General features: G+C 41.5%; 17 protein-coding genes. 7 read left to right on the top strand and 10 right to left on the bottom strand.

Annotated features, from left to right (window positions below):
• From N6H18_RS12710 to N6H18_RS12680, 7 genes are all read right to left on the bottom strand, one after another.
• A complete protein-coding gene (locus N6H18_RS12710) occupies nt 1–1,563 on the bottom strand; it encodes a PhoX family protein (protein ID WP_262308650.1) in 1,563 nt (520 codons plus the stop codon).
• A 349-nt stretch (nt 1,564–1,912) separates the two neighbouring features.
• Nucleotides 1,913–2,668 (bottom strand): LytR/AlgR family response regulator transcription factor, encoded by a 756-nt coding sequence (locus N6H18_RS12705; RefSeq protein WP_262308649.1) that lies wholly within the window; start codon nt 2,666–2,668, stop codon nt 1,913–1,915.
• Nucleotides 2,665–3,747 carry a sensor histidine kinase gene (locus tag N6H18_RS12700; protein WP_262308648.1) on the bottom strand — a complete coding sequence of 361 codons (1,083 nt, stop codon included), beginning with the start codon at nt 3,745–3,747 and terminating at the stop codon, nt 2,665–2,667. The genes N6H18_RS12705 and N6H18_RS12700 overlap by 4 nt, the downstream gene beginning before the upstream one ends.
• Nucleotides 3,748–3,904: 157 nt before the next feature.
• Nucleotides 3,905–4,549, bottom strand: coding sequence for a tetratricopeptide repeat protein (locus N6H18_RS12695; RefSeq protein WP_262308647.1), 645 nt, complete (start codon nt 4,547–4,549; stop codon nt 3,905–3,907).
• A 20-nt stretch (nt 4,550–4,569) separates the two neighbouring features.
• Nucleotides 4,570–4,986, bottom strand: coding sequence for a DUF2141 domain-containing protein (locus tag N6H18_RS12690; protein ID WP_262308646.1), 417 nt, complete (start codon nt 4,984–4,986; stop codon nt 4,570–4,572).
• A 22-nt stretch (nt 4,987–5,008) separates the two neighbouring features.
• Nucleotides 5,009–7,165, bottom strand: a complete 2,157-nt coding sequence (locus tag N6H18_RS12685; RefSeq protein WP_262308645.1) for a TonB-dependent receptor — start codon at nt 7,163–7,165, stop codon at nt 5,009–5,011.
• A gap of 391 nt (nt 7,166–7,556) precedes the next feature.
• Nucleotides 7,557–8,111 carry a DUF2911 domain-containing protein gene (locus N6H18_RS12680; RefSeq protein WP_262308644.1) on the bottom strand — a complete coding sequence of 185 codons (555 nt, stop codon included), beginning with the start codon at nt 8,109–8,111 and terminating at the stop codon, nt 7,557–7,559.
• A 152-nt stretch (nt 8,112–8,263) separates the two neighbouring features.
• On the opposite strand from N6H18_RS12680, the gene N6H18_RS12675 reads away from it, so the two are divergent.
• From N6H18_RS12675 to N6H18_RS12655, 5 genes are read left to right on the top strand one after another with little or no spacing between them, the layout of a single operon-like run.
• The gene (locus tag N6H18_RS12675; RefSeq protein WP_119843528.1) at nt 8,264–8,866 is read left to right on the top strand and encodes a TetR/AcrR family transcriptional regulator; all 603 of its coding nucleotides are present in this window, start codon (nt 8,264–8,266) and stop codon (nt 8,864–8,866) included.
• Nucleotides 8,867–8,913: 47 nt separating this feature from the next.
• Nucleotides 8,914–9,717, top strand: a complete 804-nt coding sequence (locus N6H18_RS12670; protein ID WP_262308643.1) for a haloacid dehalogenase type II — start codon at nt 8,914–8,916, stop codon at nt 9,715–9,717.
• Between the two features lie 25 nt (nt 9,718–9,742).
• Nucleotides 9,743–10,522, top strand: coding sequence for a peroxiredoxin-like family protein (locus tag N6H18_RS12665; protein ID WP_262308642.1), 780 nt, complete (start codon nt 9,743–9,745; stop codon nt 10,520–10,522).
• The gene (locus tag N6H18_RS12660) at nt 10,519–10,755 is read left to right on the top strand and encodes a hypothetical protein (RefSeq protein ID WP_262308641.1); all 237 of its coding nucleotides are present in this window, start codon (nt 10,519–10,521) and stop codon (nt 10,753–10,755) included. Before N6H18_RS12665 ends, N6H18_RS12660 begins: the two co-directional genes overlap by 4 nt.
• A 9-nt stretch (nt 10,756–10,764) precedes the next feature.
• Nucleotides 10,765–11,499 (top strand): SDR family oxidoreductase, encoded by a 735-nt coding sequence (locus tag N6H18_RS12655; RefSeq protein WP_262308640.1) that lies wholly within the window; start codon nt 10,765–10,767, stop codon nt 11,497–11,499.
• Between the two features lie 116 nt (nt 11,500–11,615).
• On the opposite strand, the gene N6H18_RS12650 is transcribed toward N6H18_RS12655, so the two are convergent.
• From N6H18_RS12650 to N6H18_RS12640, 3 genes are all read right to left on the bottom strand, one after another.
• Nucleotides 11,616–12,836 (bottom strand): multidrug effflux MFS transporter, encoded by a 1,221-nt coding sequence (locus N6H18_RS12650; RefSeq protein ID WP_262308639.1) that lies wholly within the window; start codon nt 12,834–12,836, stop codon nt 11,616–11,618.
• A gap of 199 nt (nt 12,837–13,035) precedes the next feature.
• Nucleotides 13,036–14,391, bottom strand: coding sequence for a sensor histidine kinase (locus N6H18_RS12645; RefSeq protein WP_262308638.1), 1,356 nt, complete (start codon nt 14,389–14,391; stop codon nt 13,036–13,038).
• Nucleotides 14,381–15,742 (bottom strand): sigma-54-dependent transcriptional regulator, encoded by a 1,362-nt coding sequence (locus N6H18_RS12640; protein WP_262308637.1) that lies wholly within the window; start codon nt 15,740–15,742, stop codon nt 14,381–14,383. The genes N6H18_RS12645 and N6H18_RS12640 overlap by 11 nt, the downstream gene beginning before the upstream one ends.
• A 290-nt stretch (nt 15,743–16,032) precedes the next feature.
• Here N6H18_RS12640 and N6H18_RS12635 point away from each other — a divergent pair, with 290 nt between their 5' ends.
• The gene (locus N6H18_RS12635) at nt 16,033–16,611 is read left to right on the top strand and encodes an ABC transporter permease (protein ID WP_262308636.1); all 579 of its coding nucleotides are present in this window, start codon (nt 16,033–16,035) and stop codon (nt 16,609–16,611) included.
• Nucleotides 16,612–16,642: 31 nt separating this feature from the next.
• Nucleotides 16,643–18,460, top strand: coding sequence for an ABC transporter permease (locus N6H18_RS12630; RefSeq protein WP_262308635.1), 1,818 nt, complete (start codon nt 16,643–16,645; stop codon nt 18,458–18,460).
• The last annotated feature ends 121 nt before the right edge of the window (nt 18,461–18,581 follow it).

Genomic DNA, 18,581 nt, shown 5'->3' with positions numbered 1-18,581 from the left:
TTATCTTTCCAATCCTCTAATAGCGAACAACACACTGCCTTCTTTAGCAGAACCATTGAAATCATCTGGTCTAGCCGTAGGATCCGTAAATGGCAAACCATTGCTTCTCTCCCATCCGTGATTTTGTGTCATCACAAGGAAGGTAGACTCTGTACTGCCTACAATATCTGTCACATCAATCATCCCTGTGATTTCCCAAGTATTAGCAGTAGTACCATAACCAAACGCCTCTGCCGTGACCTGATCACACTCAAGCACTACTTTGAGTTCTTTGGTATTCAAGTTGTATTGATATATTCTCGCAAAGTGATCCGCTGCTGCTTTATTTGGATAGCTACTTACAACACCATTTGGATCCTCTTGGATATAAGCATAATTCTCAGTCACCACAATATTATCTGGGCTATGAAACTCTTCGGCTACACCACCTACTACATCCCCATCCAGTACACATGTAATCGTACCTGCCGCTGTAGGATCAGTATCATTCAATACCACTTTGTAAACTCTACCTGTAAGTGACCCTTTATCCAATAGACCTACTTTATTTCGGCCAGTTACTGCAAAATATATCTCTCTATTATTAGCTGCTGATCCTCTTCTCCAGTCGATATCTTCTAGTCTAGAAAAGCCCATTACACCTTTAGTTTTAGCCTCTGCATCTAGCAAATCGATATTGGTCTCTGTCAACTCTACAAATTCCATGCTGTATGATGTTCCCTCTACCATGTCCATCTCATATGACACCCCATCAGCTGTCACTTTGAGACCATACAATTTTCCTCCTTCGAGATCACCTGAGTTACCTACATACATTCCTAGCTGACCTGATGGCTCACTATCATTGCTCTCGTCATCACCGATAAAAACTACCGTTTTGCCAGGATAAGCATCCTTTCCAATTGCAACAGCATTTTCTGTAGACCATTGCCCCATGACAGGCAACATAGTTGCTACAGAAGCCTCAGCCACATCTTTGTATGGGTCAGTTACAAACACCCCTTTGGATGCTCCTCCCCACTCTCCACCAGAGAGGTATAATGGCCCGAACCCATGCTCCTCAGGAGTAATCATTGATCCTGAGCACTGAGCTGTCAATGCAGTAGCAACTCCATCAAGAATATACTCTCCCTTTAAAGGTCTTAGGTTTTTATCAAGAATAATTCTCGCTATTGCGTAATCATTCTCAATATTGTTGATCAATGTGAAAGTACCATTGTCTTCAGCCAAGAGCCCTGCTCCATCGGCCATAGAACCATAGACAAAATTAGGAGCTGATGGGAGTTTGTCTTCAGAAGACAAAAGAACTTCAATGTCTAAACTCTCAAATCCAGCCGCTAGCTTCAAAATAGAGGCTGGCGTGTTAGAATAAGCCAACGGAATCATATCTCCAATCAAGTCTTCACCATCTTCTCCATCCTTACCATCTAATCCATCTGTACCATCTACACCATTTTCACCTGCAGGCCCAACATCTCCCATTTCACCTTCACAGTTCAAGAACAATGCACCGCAAATTATTGCTGCACACAAGGACAAAATCAAATTGTTAAAAAGTTTCATTTTTTAATTTTTTAGGTTTCTAATGACACAAATTAACAACCGTACTATTGTTTAAAAATGACGGTAAATAGATGAAACTATTAACAAAATCACTAGTTCTAGTGACCCTACTAATAGTGTGTTAATACTATGTGCTTTAGCATCCGCTACTGTACAACTAACTGAATTCACAGGAATACAAAATCTCAAAAAATAACACTAAAATATCCTAATAAACAGCTTTATTTCCTCTATGACATATTCTAGCCTTCCCTACTATCGAGCATGAATACAATTAGAAACATCTGATATGAATTAATAAAATAACAATACGAACAATCATCCCTCTAAAAACTACAAGAACTTTGAGTTAGCTATCCAACCAAGATTTAAATTCCCCCACTCTTTCACGAGACACTATTAATTCATTGTGATCCAAACTAGGGAGTACAATTTTTAATCGACTATTTGAGTAGGTGACAATATCTTGAATAGCCGAGATCTTGACAATGTATTTGCGGTTGATCCGAAAAAAAACACTCGGATCGAGCAGATCGGCCAATTGATCCAGTGTAAAATCAATGATGAATTTCTTTCCTTCCTCGGTTTGCAAATACGTACTCCCTTCCACGCTATACAGACAAGCGATCGCTTCGGTCTGAATGGCCTTGATGTGCTCTCCGACCTTAACGACAAAACGCTCCTTATAACTCTTGAGAGGTTGGCCTAGCATCTGCTGCAATTGTGAAAGGTCAATTTGCGGAGAAGCATTTTGCAATGCATCATATTTCAGCAAAGCCCTTTCAAGTTTCTCTACTTCAATGGGCTTGAGCAAATAATCAATGCTATTGACCTCAAATGCCTTGATTGCATACTGATCATAAGCCGTGGTAAATATCACTGGGCAACTCACACTGATCTGTTCGAAGATCTCAAAGCTAGACCCATCGGCAAGATGAATATCAAAGAACAGTAGATCAGGGCTCTGGTTGGATCGCAACCAAGCCACAGCAGACTTGACGGTATCCAGCACTTCCAGTACCCGGAGGTCTGGCTGGAGCTCTCCGAGCAGTCTCGCCAAACGATCCGCAGCGATCCCCTCGTCTTCTACAATGAGTACATTCATGAGGTCTCTAGTTTGATGATAGGTATCTCGACTGTGAACTTACTTTGATCAGTGGTGACTTTGACTGCACGATCGCTAAGGTAGCTATAGCGCGAAGTGATGTTTTTCAACCCGAGTCCCGTCGAATCGGGCTTTTCTTGCTGTATCGGATTCAGGTTATTGGACACGAGGACAGAGTCTGAGCGATAGTCTATCTGTATCGACAAGGGCCTTTCTTTGGAAATCTCGTTGTGCTTGATACAGTTCTCGACAAGCATCTGTAATGCCAGCGGAGGCACATGATCTTCGCCAGCCATTTGATCCATACTGGTAATAGTCACGGCAAAATTCTTCCCAAAGCGAATCTCATTGAGATAGACAAAGGCCTTGACAAACTGCAACTCCTCCCTCAAAGAGACCAGTTCATTGCTCTGATTTTGGAGTACGTAGCGATAGACTTCTGATAGCTTTTGAATAAAATCTACTGCCTTTTTTTGGTCGTCGTACACCAGAGAACTCAACGCATTGAGGCTGTTGAACAGAAAATGTGGATTGACTTGGCTCTTCAGCGTTTCTAGTTTGGATGTGGCATTTTCGGTGTTGAGTCTCTCATTTTGCACAGCGGCATCTTTCCAAGAAACAAAGAAACCTCTGGCATGAAAAAACATGGATATAAACAAGGCAATGATCACAGTGCTGGTAATACTTCCATTGAGATGCCCTCCTTTGAAAGTCTCCCAAAAATCCTTTCCAATCAGGTACTCTACAATGAAGTAATTCATCACAAATGCCACCAAAACGGTATAAAAAATCATTACTAACAAAGAAGAAATCGTACGCTCGACGGGCTTGTGCAACCAACTGAAATAACGATCCAAACTATCCACCAAAAAACTATTACCCAATGACATGCCTATCCAGTAGCAATAAGAAATGATTACAGAAGTAGCGAATCGAGAATAATATCCCTCACTCAAACAATCGGGACAGAAAAAGTAAGAGATGATCAAACTGCCAATAACAGGAATCACCACAAGCATTCGTACCTGTCTCTTCCATTTGTCTCTACGGGAGACACATCCGCCATTTTCATTCGTCATATCAAACAAATCTAATCATCAATCTCTTTAGATAACAAAATCAAGAGCCAAGAGTTAAAAATCAAGGCTTGAGACCACTAGACGCTAGACCTTAGACCGAACAGGCTTCCCGTTTTTGTCTAAAATCTAAGGTCTAAATACCAATCGCTAACAAAGGTTATTCTGCTCCGTTGCACTTACTGGTCCACTCTTCGAGCCCATAGCTGCCCCAGGTCGGCGCGAGTGGATTGCTTGACGCTTGCGTATCAAACATCTCCAGTGACTTCATGATCAACTGACAGGATTGATCCAGCGGCTGTCCAAAAAACTCCGCTGTACCCATTTGCATCTGCCCCATAAACAGTACCGCCCTTGGGTTGTTAGGATCCAATTGCATGGCTTTGGTAAACAAGCCATAAATTTTCGGAGACAGCGTCTGCCCTCTCGTACCAGGGTCCACGCCTATTTTGATCATGTAGATGAATCCCTCCATGGTCTTGATCTCCGAATTGTTCTCACTGAGACCATCGGCCTTGGACAAACTCACCAATGCCTCGTCCAATACCTTGTCCTGCACCTGTGCATCCTTGATGCGAAATGCCTTGAACACCTGCGACAAAGACGCATAGTAGTAGGGCTCCCATTTGTCCTTTTCGGCATCCCCTATCCGGGAAAAAGTATTCGTGAGTCGGTCTAGGTCTGCTGTAGACGCAGCGGTATAGATGGACTGGATATTGTCCAGCATGGCTTTTTCGTACTTTCCATTGTCAGCTGATACTGTGAGGGAACAAATTGCGAGTAATAGTGTGAATATCGTTTTCATGATTTCGAATGTTTTAGTTTTTAATGAAGTGTGATGGTAATATTTTGATCAGTCGCTACCTCGAATTGCGCATCTGCGAAACTTGGAGGGCCATAAGAGCCCTTGGCGTCATTGGAGAAACCATAGGGTTCGGCAGGAATCCCAAACACCCAAGTGTCCAGTTCACCGTTGGCGTTTTCGTCATGGTAGATGCTGACCGCATAGACGCCAGCTTCTACATGGTCAAAGACCAGTGTCAGTTCATCGTTTCCCGTTACCTTTTGAGAGACGTAGACTCCTTCTTTGAGGAAACTCGATTCGCTGACATACAGGCCTGCTCTGATCTCACCCGTACTGGCTTTGATATTTTTGACCACTACGGTCACTTGGTGTTTGTTGCCTCCTGCCTGAGCAGTCCAGGTCAACAAACAAATGGCGATAAGGAATAGTTTTTTCATGATTTGTAAGATTTAAGTTGATTTATAAATATTCTAGTTGGTTGGTTTTCTTGTCTTTGGTCAGGGAGATAAACACGCCCACGAAGAAGAAGCGCTTAGCCTGCTGGCCTATCGCTTGCGAATCGTACACTCCGCTAGCATCTGGCGTGTCGGCATAGTCATAACCGAAGACATTGTCTCTGCCGAGCAGATTGGTCGCAGATGCATAGAGAATGACATGGGGTCGGTACAAAAAGGCAAAGTTGAAACTCAAATTGGCATAGTACTTCGTTTTCTGATTGTTGAATTCATCCTCGTTGGGGTCGTTGTACGGGCGACCACTGTTGAAGTCCCACGTCGCACCAATCTGCGTACGGATCACAGGAATGAAATGCTTGTACACCACTGACACATTGTGCATCGCCGCAAACTCCGGTCGCACTTGCTGAGGATAGTTGCGGTAGTCCCGCTTGCTGTCTATGAAGGAGTACGATACCCAGTAGTCTGCATTCTTGATCGTTTTGGCATCCCTAAAAAATAAGTCGATCCCGCGCGCATAGCCCTCCCCCGAATTGGTGTAGGTCGTCGGGTTGTAAATACCATCCGCATCGTACTTCACCAAATCCTCATAGGTCTTGTAGTACAGCTCCCCGCGGAAGGTGAAACCTTCTTTGATGCGCTGGTAGCTGAGGATGTAGTGATCCGCCTGCTCTGGCAGGATGTAATCCTGCGCGGCGAGCATCAGGTCACGCTGCGGCAACTGATGAAACTGCCCAAAAGCTGCGGAGACCTGCGAGTATTCACCTGTCTTGTAAGCCATCGAGACACGCGGTGACCACTGTCCCTCCTCAAACACCGAGTAGTGCGCATAGCGAAGACCTGCACGCAGCGTCAGTGCCTGTGTCAGGAAATAGTCCCCTTCTACAAACCCCGCCAGTTGAGTATTGTCATAGGCACGATCAAACGCTGAGTTGTCCGCCAATCGGGTATCCTCCTTTTCGTCCGCGCGGATCATCTCCCCTCCTGCTTTGAGGGACAAACTCCCGATATCCGTGGTATAGTAGCTCTTGGCATGCACTGCCTCATTTTGTCCTTCTACCCGGATGGCATTGTAGTCGGTATCTTGGTGGTATAGACCATAGGATACCCCAAAGTAAGCCATGCCTGCATCCCCAAGGCCTTTCTTGTAGGTCGCATTGAGATAAGTGTTGTCGTTTTGGACTTTGGTATCGTCTCCCGCGGGGTTGTTGATACTGGGGATGATGGCATGAAATCCACTGCGGTCATAGGTGGCATAGACCTTCAGCATGTCTTGTTTGTTGATCTTCTGTCGAAGCATAAACGTGCCATTGGCTGACGTGAAACCATCCTTCCAATCGTACGTCTGCTTGACGAGGTTCATGTAGGGATCCAGATTCATGTATTCTATCTTGGCATACACCGATCCCTGATCCCAACGCTGCGTATGGGCTACAGCCCCTCCTACCGACATCAGACTGATATCGGTGATCGTCTCATCGGCCAGATCCAGCGAATTGAGTGAAAGCACAGAAGACAGCGCCTGTCCATACTCCGCAGAGTAGCCCCCAGTACTAAAGAATGTCCCTTTGAATAAAAACGGATCGAATCGCCCCCGGCTAGGGACGTTGCTCGGTGTGGTGGTGTAGAAGTTGCTCACCCAGATCCCATCGACAAAGGCCTGAGTCTCGTTGGCTGTACCTCCTCGGACAAAGAGACGTCCCGTCTCCCCATTGGTAGTCGTCCCGGGCAGCATATTGAGTGCACCTGAAACATCCGCCCCTGCACCAGCAGTCATCGCAATATCCAGCGGTTTGAGTACGGTGGCCTTTTGCTCATCACTCGCCTCAAAACTCCCTGCCGTGATGGTGACACCTGACAGGCGGTTGACTTCCTCTTTGAGACGAATGTCTAAGCGATGTGACTCGCCCATCGTCAGTATCTCCTCGTGGGTCTTGTACCCGATGAAACTAGCGACCAAAGTCTGCTCGCCTACCTCATATGTGCGAAACGAGAACCGGCCCTCTATATCCGTGGTAGTGCCATCATAGCTCCCCATGATGTAGACACTCACGCCCGGCAATGGCTCGCCATCCGTGTCATGTACCTGTCCCGTGATCTGTCCCAAAAGGATGGGAATACAGAGTAGATTAAATAGTGCGGTTAGAATTGAATTTTTCATTCGGTTTGTTTGATTTTGATAGCTCAAACATCGAATGACAGGCAATGATTACATAATGGAAATGGGTGAGTTGTAGAATTTTGAGAATGAACTGTGAAAGAAACTGAATGAACCGGAATCGTGTTTCATGCATTTTACCTCCTGAGCACAGGACCAAACACAGAGACTGGCCTCTGCCACTTATCTAGTAGACCGCTGATCGATATCGCCCAGCATCAGCTGACTGCCCTGTACCCTTTGTAGCGTATCCCGATGTTGTACGTCACATTCCCCGCAGGGGTACAGAGAAACATCACCGAAGAAAACACAACTACTTTTGAGGAACGCAAGGATTTTGAAAATAAGATGTGATATAACTAGGTGTAGTTATCAACTACACCTAGAGATAGTTTTAATACTGTACAGGAACAGCAACGACTGTTTTATCCCATGCCAAGTTCATTTCTGCTGAATTGTCTCCTAATTCTTTGAACTGAATAGAAAACGCTTCTACTTCCTGAGACAATTTACTTGATGGCACCTTTACGCGTAAAATCTCATACTTCTCTTGATAGCCTGCCGTACCCCAATAATCTAAATCTGTACTCACTATGATTGTCCATTCTTTTTCTCCAGGGATGCTAAATAGCGAATAAGTACCTGCAGCTAGGGTCTTTCCTCCCATCTTTATCTCTTGATAAACCTTCAGTTCAGGTGCTTCATTGGCTCCTGTTCTCCATAGTTTATCATACGCGACTACATTACCGAAAATCTCTCTCCCTTTCTTTTGAGGTCTACTGTAGTAAATTTTGGCAATCGCTTTGTCACTTCCCGAACGGTCATGGGCAAAATTATCAGGCAAATAAGCCACATCCATTGGGCTCTTATCAATTGATCTGAAAGTTTGAGCAAAAGTCACTGTCACCATACCTGATAGAAGTATCAGTGTAAATAATACGTTTTTCATTTTTTTGATTGTTATATGTGAAAACTATTCATCTACTGCGAATATAGCCTCAATTATGACAGCACCTATGTCCTAGTATTTCCAAAAATGTCTGAATTATACATCTCATAACAAAATAAAACATTCTATGTAGTCTTTTCGTGTACAGCACCATGCAACAACAGCTAAAGTCAGAAGTCACCAGACAAATCATTTTGGACAGTGCATTCACTCTTTTTTATGAAAGTGGTTTTAAAACCACCAGCATAGAAAAAATCATGGCGAATGCAAAGCTTTCAAAGGGAGCATTCTATCATCACTACAAAAACAAAAAAGAACTAGGGGTAGAAGTGATTGGAATAAAACTTCAAAAACGCGTGTACGAAGGAATGATCCGCCCTTTGTACGAAACAGGAAACGCAATAGAGATACTAGAATCAACCTTTTTGCAACGTATCAAATCCTTTGCCCCCTATGAAAAACAGCACGGATGCCCTATCAACAATCTCATCAATGAAATTGGCGACTATGAAACAGCCTATCAAATTGCTTTAAAGAACATAATAGAACAATGGAAATCTGCATTGACCTCATTGATAGAAAGAGGGAAAACAGAAAACACCATCAAGCAAAATATCCATAGTCAAGCAGTAGCCACGTATTTGATCAGTGCATTCGAAGGGGTTCGAGGCATTAGAAAACTATACAATGATGACGTCATACTTGAAGAATACATGTCAGGATTAAGCATGTATATAAGACAATTAAATAAATAATTTTTTACCAAAACATTCTATGTAGAATGTTTTAAAACTACGCTTATATGAAGAGTAACAGAAGAGATTTCGCTAAAAAAACAGTGCTATTTGGACTAGCAGGTTCAGTGATGCCTACCTTAGGTTTTGCAACATCCAACGAAACCAAGAGCAGCGCCGTGCAGAACTCGGATACTAGACCAAAGGTTCTATTTTTTGATGTAAACGAAACTCTATTAGACCTCACAGCAATGAGAGAGAGTGTAGGGAAAGCACTTGGAGGTAGACGTGATCTATTGCCACTATGGTTTACAACAATGCTACAATATTCGCTGGTCACCACAGTAGGGAGACAGTACAATGACTTTGGCGTCATTGGTGCGGCTGCTTTACAAATGGTCGCCGCTAATCACGACATCAAAATCTCAGAAGACCAAGCCAAAAAAGCCATTCTCGGTCCCATTCGATCACTACCAGCACACCCAGAAGTAAAAGCAGCACTGCAGCAACTAAAAGACACAGGCTATAAGCTGGTTTCCTTCACCAACTCTTCCAACAAAGGCGTAGCGACACAATTTGAAAATGCAGGATTGACGGAATTCTTCGAAGAGAGATTAAGCGTAGAGGATATTGGGAAATTCAAACCACACACAGATGCCTATGACTGGGCCGCTAGAAAAATGGGCGTACAACCTCACGAATGTCTCTTGGTAGCTGCTCACGGCTGGGATATAGCAGGCGCACTATGGGCCAACTGGAGAGGGGCATTCATCAGTAGACCAGGTGCACAACTGTACCCTCTCGCTCCCAACCCAGAAATTTCTGAACAAAACTTAAAATTAGTAGCAGAAAAACTAATCACATTGAAATAACCAATACGTTCTAAATAAAATAAAAATGATGAAAACAAAATACCTCCTTCTCAGTGCAGTCATCCTAATAGTTGCGGGCTGTGGAGACTCAAAGCAAAACAAAACGTCCATGGATTCTGAAAACAAAACACTTGTGGATACTGAAAAAGAGATTACACAGAGGCCCTTGGAAACTGTTTTGAATGAACGCAAGATGAATTTCCTAGAAAATGCATCAGAAGAAAAAAAACAACAGAGTGCTGCAGGAATAGAGTCTATAAGACAAAATAAAATCCAAGAGAATGCACTTCAAGTAGGTGATACAGCGATAAACTTTTCTCTTCCAAACGCAACGGATAAAACCATCACGCTTTATGATGAACTAGAAAATGGCCCAGTTATTTTGATGTGGTACCGCGGGGGGTGGTGTCCATACTGCAATTTGACACTCCGACACATGCAAGAGTCACTCCCTGATTTCAAAAAGTATGGTGCAAATCTACTGGCTGTATCACCTCAACTCCCTGACAGCTCTATTTCCACCAAGGAAAAAAACGAATTGGAATTTGAGGTACTAAGTGATTTGGACAACAGGGTTGCACACCAGTACAAAGTAGCATACAAACTCACCGACGACTTGATCAAAAAATATCAAAATGGATTTGGACTGAGCAATTACAATGGGAATGACAAGGGAGAATTGCCCATAGCTGCTACTTATATAATAGGACAAGACAGGGTCATTAAATATGCTTTTCTAGACCCTGATTATAGAAACAGAGCAGAACCAGTCGATCTCATCGAAGTGCTAAAAACATTGAAATGAAAAAGATCTTAGATCAAATATTGAACGCCATGGCAATCTTTGCCATGGCGTTTTTTGCCATACAAGGAAATAAGACTGTTGGTAAGCTAGCCTTCTCTTTTTTACTGATCACGATGATCACAGCACTAGGCTTGGAATTCTTTGCCAGGCCAGAACCCAAAATGATACTTGTGATCATCGCAACCCTGTTGACTGCAATCTCTATTTACAAGTTGAACGCTAAGACCCAATAAAAAATCACCATGAAACTAAAAGACAAAGTAATAATCGTAACAGGTGCCTCCAGAGGAATAGGCAAAGAAACGGCACTCCTTCTGGCAAACGAAGGTGCCAAAGTGATCATAAATCATTCGAACAGTGCTGCTGACGCACAAAAAACAGTAGATGAAATCACAAAAAAAGGAGGCAAAGCACTGGCAATCAAAGCAGATGTGAGTCAGAGAAAAGAGACGACCCGCCTGTTTGATGAAGCGATAGCTGCCTATGGCAAAGTAGATGTATTGGTAAACAACGCTGGCGTCATGGTTTCCAAGCTACTGAAAGACAATTCGCAAGAAGACTTCACAAGACAGTTTGACGTCAATGTACGAGGCATCTTCAATATGCTGCAAGAGGCTAACAGTAAACTTGCAGACAATGGAAACATTATCAACATATCATCGAGCACGGTCAAACTGATGTTCCCCACCTATGCCTTGTATTCCGCATCCAAAGCAGCAGTGGAACAAATGACTCGTGTTTTTTCAAAAGAAATAGGAAGAGGAATATCGGTAAATGCCCTAGCACCAGGTGCAACAGAGACAGATCTATTTCTGGAAGGTAAATCACAAGAAACGATAGACAAACTCAGCGCAATGAATGCCTTCAATCGACTGGCTAAACCCATAGATATAGCCAAAGTCATTCTCTTTTTAGCCAGTGATGATTCCAAATGGATTTCTGGACAAGTCGTGGGTGCAAATGGCGCTTTGATTTAGTTCTTATATCGGTAATTTCCATTCCCTTTTTTAAACGATAGAGATTCGATGGGTCCCCATATCGAATCTCTATCGTTGCACTCATTGCTTCCTTCGATTCTCTAATTGACCGTCGTTCAATAACCACTTACCTCCACATGTGCTTTCTGCCTCATACCGATGTTGTACATCACATTCCCCGCAAGGGTACAGAGAAACATCGCCGTACCTATTGGCACCAAATCATCCGCATGGAAAAGTGCAATAATACTTCCCATCAAAAAGCCCAGTACAAACCTGGTGATCCCAATGGCTGCATTAGCAGATGAACTTACCTTGGGATTATGATTGAGAATGACAGCCGTACCGTTACCAAACACGAGTCCTAGACTACCTATAAATAACACCACTCCCAAAAACACCCCCCAAAATGAGGGCTCATTCATGCGGACAGTCACCAACAGAATCACTCCAGCGACAAGCTGCAGCAACATCCCTGCCCTCAATATGTATCTGGGTCTAAAATACTTTAGTAAATAAGTATTCAGAAACGAAAGTAGAATATTGAGAATGATATTGGCTGCAAACAAATAAGGAAAGTACTTCGCGTTAATTCCAAAAAACTCCATATACATAAATGATGCACTGGTGATAAAAATATACATCCCTGACATGGACAAACTGATTGAAAACAGAAAAATAATTGATTGACGATCTTGAAAAAAAGCTCGGTACTTATCCACCAACTGTCTTCCTGTTAACTTTCGGGTGATCAACGCAGCATCTCTCGATTCGGACACAAAAAGAGAAAACACCAAAAACAATACACAAGAAAAACCAAACAGAAAATAGAAAACCGACTGCCAGCCAAAATGAAGAATCAAAAATGATCCGATCACAGGAGCCATCAATGGTGCAAGCATCATCATCATACTAGTGATTGTAACCAACCGAGCGACCTGTTTACCTTCAAACCAATCGCTAATGAATACGTTGGATGTAACTGTAGCAAAGCCCCCACCAAAAGCCTGCAACACTCTCAAAACCAATATTACCTCAATGTTCGTGCTTATAGAAATCATGAGCGATGAAAACCCATACAACCCTATGCCACACAATGCAATAGTTTTGCGACCAAATGAATCAGACAAGGGACCTCCAAAAAAATTCCCCAAAGCAAACCCCAAAAAGTACAATGTAATAGTCAACTCAATGACACTCAGGTGCACACCAAAAAAATCTGCCATCACAGGCATGGCTGCCAAATAGGTATCAATGGCAAAAGGGGACAATGTCACCAAACTTGCCAACAGCACAGTGGTCAAGTATGATTCTTTAGGGATATTCCAACTTCTCATTCTTATTCAATTTTTTACTCCCTGTACAAATAGACGCAGAGTCTCGTCCTCTAAGTACCTCCCTAATCATACTAACTGCAATAGTAGCTGCTCTATCCTTCGAATAAAAAAATATAACAGTACAATGCAATTCTTTCTTATACTAAAAACCCCCAGAGAAGGTTCAAGTAAAACAGATACAAAAATCTAATCGCAATATTTAATAGTTCGGAAAGATTAATGAGAAGCTGGTTCGCTCATTTGGAATGCTTGTGACCTCCAAGTAACCGCCATGCAAATCCATGATCTGACGAGATAGACTCAGACCTATTCCTGATCCATCGATCTTTGTAGTATAAAATGGTACAAAAATTTTATCCATTCGGTCTACCGAAATCCCCATACCATTGTCAGAAATACTAATGTGAAAACAATCACCCTGTTGCCTTGTCGAGATTTCTATTGTGGGCTTTTCTGTGTCGCCCAATGATTCTATTGCATTTTTCATCAAGTTGATCAACACCTGACTAATCAACGAATGATCAATGCTCAGTATCACATCTGCATGAACAACCGTCATTTTTATACCACATTCTTTCAACTGAGTCTCCATCAATTTAAGAATCCCTTGAATCAACTGTTGAGTAGATACAGGAGACAAAACTGGTTTAGGACTTTTAGCAAGCTTACGATAACTGTTGACAAACTTGAGTATCCCCTTGCTCCGTTCTTTAATGGTAAGCAATGCTTCATTGACATCCTGAATATTTTCCTGACTCAAGGATTCCAATGGCTTATCTTCCTTATTATCATCCTGCAAAATCATCTGAACCGTTTCTGTCAAAGAAACCATGGGCGTGACAGAGTTCATGATCTCATGCGTCAAAATCCTAATAATTTTATGCCAAGCTGCAATCTCCTTGCCTTGTATCTCAGATTTAATATCCTGAAAAGAAGCAATCGTGTATTTGTTTTCCTGTATGAAGACAGTAGTTACACTTACCGAAAAATAGCGCTGTTGCTCTCCTATTTTTGTTTCTATCAATTGATTTTTCCCTATAGATAACGTAAAGAGAACCTTTAAAAACTGCGTATTAGGATTGTGCAGATTTTGCCAATTGGAAACTGCAGGAATCTCTAAAAGACTTTGCGCCTGTCGATTCATCAAAGTGATCTGCTGTTGTTCATCAAAAGTAATGATCCCAAATTCGATTTGATCAACTAGCTGCGTCAAGAAATGGAATTGACCCGCTTTGGCAGTTTGAATACCTCTATACCTACCCACAAATTGATTCAAGGAAGCATATAGCTGATCAAAAGACTTAACTTTTTCTGATTGATTAAAACTGATTGTAAAATCCTCGTTCAAGATAGAACTCACAAAACGAGCCAAATCATAATTGGTCTTGTTGATAAAAAAAACCAACTCCATGATCTGAAAAACCAACACTATAACCAAGACCAACTGCGAATACAGTAAATCCTCTCTTAAGAAAATCGCTGAGAATACTACCATCACCGCTAGCATCATGAGCACTCTTAGCACAACCTTCAGGAAAAACCTATTATAGACCATACTTTTCCAATCTACGGTACAATGCCTGCCTATCGATACCCAGATCACGAGAGGCATGAGTCATATTACCATTGTTCTTTTCCAATGCTTTGAGGATCAAAGTCTTTTCCATATCTTCTATATTCAGATCTAACTCCCTGTTTTCCTTATGACTAGGCATGAGTGCGAGATCTGCTGGCCTGATCACTAGATGATCAGCTAGGATAACGGTACGTTCTATGACATGACTCAGCTCTCTAATATTGCCTGGCCAAGGATATTGTTGCAAAACCTTGATCGCTTCTGCAGTGACTTTCAAACTCTTCTTACCATACTTATTTTTGAACAAATTGAGATAATACTGAGCTAAGAGAGGTACATCCTCTACTCTTTGCCGAAGAGAAGGCACTTGTATCTCAATGGTATTAATCCGATACAAAAAATCTTGTCTAAAATCTCCCTGATTGATCATCTCCTGCAAATCTGCATGGGTTGCCGAAATGATACGAATATCGAGTGGTACTGATATATTGTCTCCTACCTTTGTAACCGCTCTGTCCTGTAATACTGATAATAATTTAGCCTGCTGAGAGAGTGATATATTCCCAATTTCATCCAAAAACAACGTGCCGCCATTAGCCATTTGCAGCTTACCTTCTTTCTCATTTTGGGCGTCTGTAAATGCCCCCTTGGCATGCCCAAACAACTCTGATTCAAACAAACTGTCCACCAATGACCCCAGGTCAATTTTGATAAAAGGTTTGTCACATCGATCCGATTGTTGATGAAGCACTCTGGCGACCAATTCCTTTCCTGAACCATTTTCTCCCAATATCAATACATTGGCATCCGTGGGAGCTACCTTTTCTATCATTTGCAGCATTTGATTAAAACTGCGACAAGCTCCAATCATGTGAGTTTCCAATGAACCTCCAATCAGAGGCTGATTGACGTTTCTCAAAACGCTAACACCATTTTGTTTCTTCTTTAGATTCAATAGATTGGCAATCGTAGCATACAGCTTTTCATTTTGCCAAGGCTTGGTGATAAAATCCCTTGCTCCGCGCTTGAGCGCTTCTACTGCTAGGTCTATCTCTCCGTAGGCTGTAATCGGTATTACCTCCGTCTGAGGATGATCTCTTATGATCTGCTCTATCAGCTTCAATCCTTCTACACCATCGTTTTCTCCTCTAGAATAATTCATATCCAGCAAAACCACATCAAAAGAAGACTCTGTCATCACCTTGGTCAAGGTATTTAAATCCGATAGTGTATGCACATAGGAAAATCTCTGTTTTAAAAACAGCCTAGCCGTCGTAAGAACTGCGGGATCATCATCTACTATAAGTATTCTTGATTGTTCTTTTTCCATTTGAGACTAATGAAGATTTAAATCTAATTGGATTCTTGTATTTTGTCTTCCTTTCTAGATTCCTATAACTTAAAATAAACATGATAAAGTCGCTTTAAACATAAATTCAATAAATTTCAAAAGCATATTTCAATCTACGGTCAGGATCAAAAAACTGTATCAAAAACAAACAGTAAAGTGTACGATTGCATACAGAAAGTAAACTAAAACAAGTTCAATTAATTGAAAAACAAGTGGTTAGCAATATGGCATTAGAATAGCTATCCCTCGATAAACAATCAAAGACTCACATGCTAAGAAACTATCTCATCACAGCCATTCGAAACCTAACTAAGAACCGCACTTATGCTTTGATCAATATCATTGGCCTAGCACTGGGGATAGGATGTTCATTGGTTATTTTCAAAGTGATTCAATTTGAAAACAGCTATGACAAACACCAAGAGAGATATGAAAACATCTATCGCATCTCCAATGAGTCCATCTACCCAGATAGAGTCGACAAAGGAATGGGCACCCCTCACCCTGTAGGTCCAGCTCTCATCGAAGATTATCCAGACATCGAGCAAGTAACTCGAACCTACTATCAGGAAGAAGCACAGATCAACATCAAAAAACCAAATGGAGACATTCAAAAATTTCTGCTCGATGAAGGAATCGTGTTTACAGAAAATAGTTTCTTTAAAATATTTACTACAGAATGGCTTGCTGGCAACAAGGAAACAGCACTCTCCGAACCTAATACTGTCGTATTGTCACTTTCTGCTGCTAAGAAATTATTTGGATTAGAAAATGGACATGAAGTAGAAGCCATGGGCAAAATCGTGGACTTAAGAGGAGATTTTCAAAGTCATAGGAATCATAGCTGATCCACCTGAAACAACCAACTTCCCATTTACCATGCTATTCGAATATCATGGGCAAGCTCCCTCCAATCCATATTTCAAAGAGGGAAAAGAGTGGAATTCGACCAGTTCTAATACTAACACCTACATATTGACCTCTAAAGAATTTGATCCAAAACAGTTTGACGAGAAATTAGTTGAATTTGTAGAGAAGCATTATTCCAAAGAGGAAACCGAAACAGAAAGATTTGTCACTCAACCCCTGTCCAGCATTCACTTCGACGAAGAGTATGGTGCCTATTCTAGGACTATACCCAAAGAATTCCTTTATGCTCTAGCAGCCATTGCCCTCTTTTTGGTGTTGACAGCTTGTATCAACTTCATCAACCTTGCTACTGCTCAGGCAGCTAACAGAGCCAAAGAAATTGGTGTGAGAAAGGCGATAGGTGCACAATCCAGTCAGCTGATAGTACAATTCATGTTAGAAATTGCCTTGATCACCTTCGTATCTATTATCGCATCATTAGCAATCGCCGAAATCATGTTCATTCTCTTGGAGGATATTTTGGGATATAGATTGATTCTTGATTTGTTGAATGACCTTCCCTCCATTGGATTTCTTACCGTATTGTTTCTAGTAGTCAGCTTTACTTCAGGCTTTTACCCTTCCATACTTTTGTCGAAAATGAATGCCATTTTAGCTCTAAAAAGTAAGATCACTACTAAAACCAATTCTGGTGGACTCTCTCTCAGAAAAGGACTAATTGTATTTCAGTTTGCTTTGTCTCAATTCTTGATTATTGGTACACTCATAGTCGACGCACAGATGGAATTCTTTAGTAAAAAAAAACTAGGATTTGAAACTCAAGCAGTCATCAATTCAGGATTGCCAGATCAGGATGATACAAAGCGTGAAAGATTTAGAGAAATCATGCTACAGTCTCCTCACATTTCAGGTATCACCTTTGCTATTAGCCAACCCACTGGTAATAGCAACTCCTTTTCCAACATTAATTATGCCCCACTTGATTCGAAGAATAGTTATCACGCTAATTTCAAGTTCTGTGACGAGTACTACATGGATTTCTTTGACTTAGAACTAATTGCAGGTCAGAAAATCCATAAGATTGATTCCTTTCCGACTGAAATCCTTATCAATAGAAAACTAGCTGACTTGATGGGTTTTAAAGATAATTATCAAGCAGTAATTGGAGAAAAATTAGTAACTGGTGTAGGCGGTGATAAAAAAGTAATCGGAGTAGTCGAGAACTTTCATACCCAGTCTCTAGAAGATGACATAGATTATACGGTTCTAATTTATCTTCCTAGTGTATTCTATAGCTTCTCCATCAAAATTTCATCGCTCGATCAAATCAAAAGCGGTATTTCACATTTTGAAGAATCATGGGAAAAAGTATATCCTGAGCATGTATTGGATTATGAATTCTATGACCAAGAATTAAAAGAGCGTTACGAAACTGAACAAAGTATCACCTCACTCATGAGAATCTTTTCACTGATATCCATCCTCATCGGTTGTCTAGGTTTGTATGGGCTCATCTCATTCATTGCCATCAATAGAACTAAAGAGATCGGGGTGAGAAAAGTATTGGGCGCTTCTGTATTGAGCATTTTAGGAATTTTCTCAAAAGAAATCCTGACTCTAACAGTTATTGCCTTTGTAATCGCTTCCCCATTGGCTTTCTATGTTATGAATGAATGGCTAAGCGGATACACCTACCACATCGATATTGGGTATGAATTTTTCGCACTTTCTTTCATCATGACACTCGTGATAGCCTTAGTGACCATTAGCCATAGATCTATCACCACAGCCATGTTGAATCCTGCGAAAACACTAAAAGATGAATAATTCTATTCAAACCACAGTATAAAAAAATAGGCCTCAGTTGAAAAACAACTGAGGCCTATTTTTTTACTTCAGATTACACATGACTCACTAAAATATTTTCTTTTCTTTATTATGCACGCAT

This window comes from Reichenbachiella agarivorans, assembly GCF_025502585.1.
Lineage (GTDB): Bacteria > Bacteroidota > Bacteroidia > Cytophagales > Cyclobacteriaceae > Reichenbachiella > Reichenbachiella agarivorans.
Note: the sequence above shows the minus strand (reverse complement) of the source record. Positions and strands in the feature narration are given on the sequence as shown.